Below are 2615 nucleotides of genomic sequence, written 5' to 3'. Positions count from 1 at the left end.
ACGCATGACAGCACGGAGTCGCTGGGTCTGAAAGTGGGCGCCGAGGCTTTTGCGCTGGTCAAAGCATCGTCCATTATTCTGGTCAGCGAGGACAGCGATGCCCGCTTCTCGGCCCGCAACCGGCTCAAAGGCGAGATCACGCGCATTACCACCGGCGCCGTCAACTCGGAAGTCATCATCGGTCTGAATGGCGGCGGAGCCATCGCCGCCATCATCACCAACGAGAGCTGTTCCTCGATGGGATTGGCGCCAGGCGGCACGGCGACCGCCATCTTCAAAGCGTCCAGCGTGATCGTCGGTGTTCCCGCCTGACCGGTTATACTTGCGGGCTACACAACAGAGAAATACCTGAGGCACCTATGGAAAGTCTGGCTGTCCCAATCGACCGCAGCAATCTCGCAAGCAAACAACTCGAATACGCCGCTGAACTGGAAGCAGGCAAAGTCCTGCTGCTGAATGACCTCACCTTCACGCCGAGCGCTGAAGAACTGAAGCTGTTCCGTCCCGATATCCTGTCGCCGAAGTCGCGCAACATCAGCCTGGGCGCGGATGACCGCCTCAAAGGCGCGGCGGGCAACGAAGACGAACAGAAGATCCTGGCTGCCATGATTCTGCGCTTTCGCAATGAGGCGGAGGCGGTGCTGAATCAGCTGCTGCCGAAATATGGCGACCACCTGAAGCGCGGCGCGACCAGCTTCCGCCCGGCGACGGTGGAAAGCCGCGTCCAATCCTGGCGCGCGGACGACCGCCGCCTGCACGTGGACGCCTTTCCTTCGCGTCCGAACCGCGGCGAGCGTTTGCTGCGCCTGTTCCTGAACGTGAATCCCAATAACGTGCCGCGCGTGTGGCGCGTGGGCGAACCGTTCCAGGACATCGCCAGGCGCTTTGTGCCGCGCGCCAAGCCCTATGTGCGCTGGCAGGCGGACTGGCTGAACAAGCTGGGTGTGACCAAGACCTTCCGCACCGAGTACGATCACCTGATGCTGCAGCTTCACGATGGCATGAAGCAGGACATGGAATACCAGCGCACCTGCCGCCAGGAAGTCATCAACTTCGCACCCGGTACTGCGTGGATCTGCTTCTCGGACCAGCTGGCGCATTCCGTGATCTCGGGCCAGTTCCTGATGGAGTACACGGTGCAGCTGCCGCCGGATGCGCAGTACGACGTCGACGCCTCACCGCTCGCCATCCTCTCCCGCATGACCGCGCGCCAGCTCGTGTGACGCGCCGCGCGTCCGCATGACGGCGGATCATCGATCCGCCGCTCCTTAATGAGACATTAATGAACCTTGCAGTAATGTGGCGAACTTTAGCCTAAGCGAGATTCCGTTTCATGCAAGAGTTAAGCGATATCGGGCGCTGGTTGCAGACCAACGCCGTGCATCACGACAGCAACGCACACGCAAGCCTGCCCGATCCGACCTTCGTGTCGGCGGGCCGCGAATACGTATCCTTCAGTACCAACAACTACCTGGCCCTGGCCAGCCACCCGCGCCTCGTCGCCGCCGCCAAAGATGGCCTGGACCGCTACGGCGTCGGCAACTGCGAATCGCGCCTGCTGGGCGGCGATCTGGACGTGTACCGTGAGCTGGAAGCGCGCCTCGCAGCGCTCAAGCACAAGACCGACTCCGTGCTGTTTGTGACGGGTTATATGACCAATATCGGCGTGCTGTCCTCGCTGGTCAAAGCGGGCATGCTGGCACGCCTGCACGGCTTCCGCGCCGGCAAGCGTTATAAATATGCTTACTTCTCGGACGAGTTCAATCACATCAGCATCCGCGAAGGCATACAGATGTCCGGCGCCGAGCGCCATACCTTCAAGCACTGCGATATGGATCACCTGGAATCGCAGCTGAAGGCCGCGGAAGGTGTCACGCCGATCATCGTGACCGACGGCGTGTTCAGCATGGAAGGCACCATCGCTCCCCTGCCCGACCTGGTATCGCTGGCCGAACGTTATGGCGCCATGCTGTATGTCGATGACGCGCATGCCACCGGCGTGCTGGGTGCGAACGGCGGCGGCAGCTCCGAGCACTTCGGCTGCTACAGCCCAACCATCATCCAGATGGGCACACTGAGCAAGGCGCTTGGCTCCATCGGCGGCTTCGTGGCGGTGGAGAAGGAAGTGGCTGACGTGATCCGCCTGACCAGCTCCGCCTACGGCTTCACCTGCCCACCGCCGCCGGACCAGGCAGCGGCCCTGCTGGCCGCGCTGGACCTGCTGGAACAGGAACCGGAACGCCGCCAGCGCCTGTGGGACAACCAGCGCTACTTCGTCTCGCGCCTGCAGCCGCTGGGCCTCAAGATCTCGTCAACGGAAACGGCCATCGTGCCGGTGGTGATTGGCGATGCGGAAGAATGCCTGGCGTATGCGCGCGCGCTGCGCGAAGAAGGCATTCACGTGGATTCGGTGCAGTTCCCGGCCGCGCCAATCGGCCAGGCGCGCCTGCGCTTCATGATGAATGCGGGCCACACCCGCAAGCAGATCGATCACGTGATCGACGTCATGACCCGGCTGACCGAACGCCTGCCGGCCGCCGCTTAAGGCCTGTCAGGCCCCTTCTATGTAATACGTACACATGTTGATGATCGGCCCTAACTGGGCCGCATCGGCA

Annotated in this window: 3 protein-coding genes; all 3 read left to right on the top strand. The window is 62.4% G+C overall.

The genetic code is table 11. The features are described 5' to 3' along the window. On the top strand, nucleotides 1-312 hold a 312-nt coding region (locus tag AB4Z11_RS28965; protein ID WP_442029280.1), incomplete at its 5' end, for a TOBE domain-containing protein. 47 nt (nucleotides 313-359) lie between these two features. Continuing rightward, the gene (locus AB4Z11_RS28960; protein WP_442029279.1) at nucleotides 360-1223 is read left to right on the top strand and encodes a Kdo hydroxylase family protein; all 864 of its coding nucleotides are present in this window, start codon (nucleotides 360-362) and stop codon (nucleotides 1221-1223) included. A gap of 110 nt (nucleotides 1224-1333) precedes the next feature. After that, nucleotides 1334-2545, top strand: coding sequence for an aminotransferase class I/II-fold pyridoxal phosphate-dependent enzyme (locus AB4Z11_RS28955; protein ID WP_442029278.1), 1212 nt, complete (start codon nucleotides 1334-1336; stop codon nucleotides 2543-2545). Nucleotides 2546-2615 lie beyond the last annotated feature (70 nt).

Source organism: Pseudoduganella sp. RAF53_2 (assembly GCF_052113985.1).
Classification (GTDB): Bacteria; Pseudomonadota; Gammaproteobacteria; order Burkholderiales; family Burkholderiaceae_D; genus Rugamonas.
The sequence above is the reverse complement of the archived record's forward strand: the minus strand, read 5'-3'. Positions and strand labels throughout refer to the sequence as shown.

Coding starts and splice junctions, on each gene's coding strand:
- AB4Z11_RS28955 (WP_442029278.1), top strand. CDS start 1,334: ATGCAAGAGTTAAGCGATATCGGGCGCTGGTTGCAGACCAACGCCGTG.
- AB4Z11_RS28960 (WP_442029279.1), top strand. CDS start 360: ATGGAAAGTCTGGCTGTCCCAATCGACCGCAGCAATCTCGCAAGCAAA.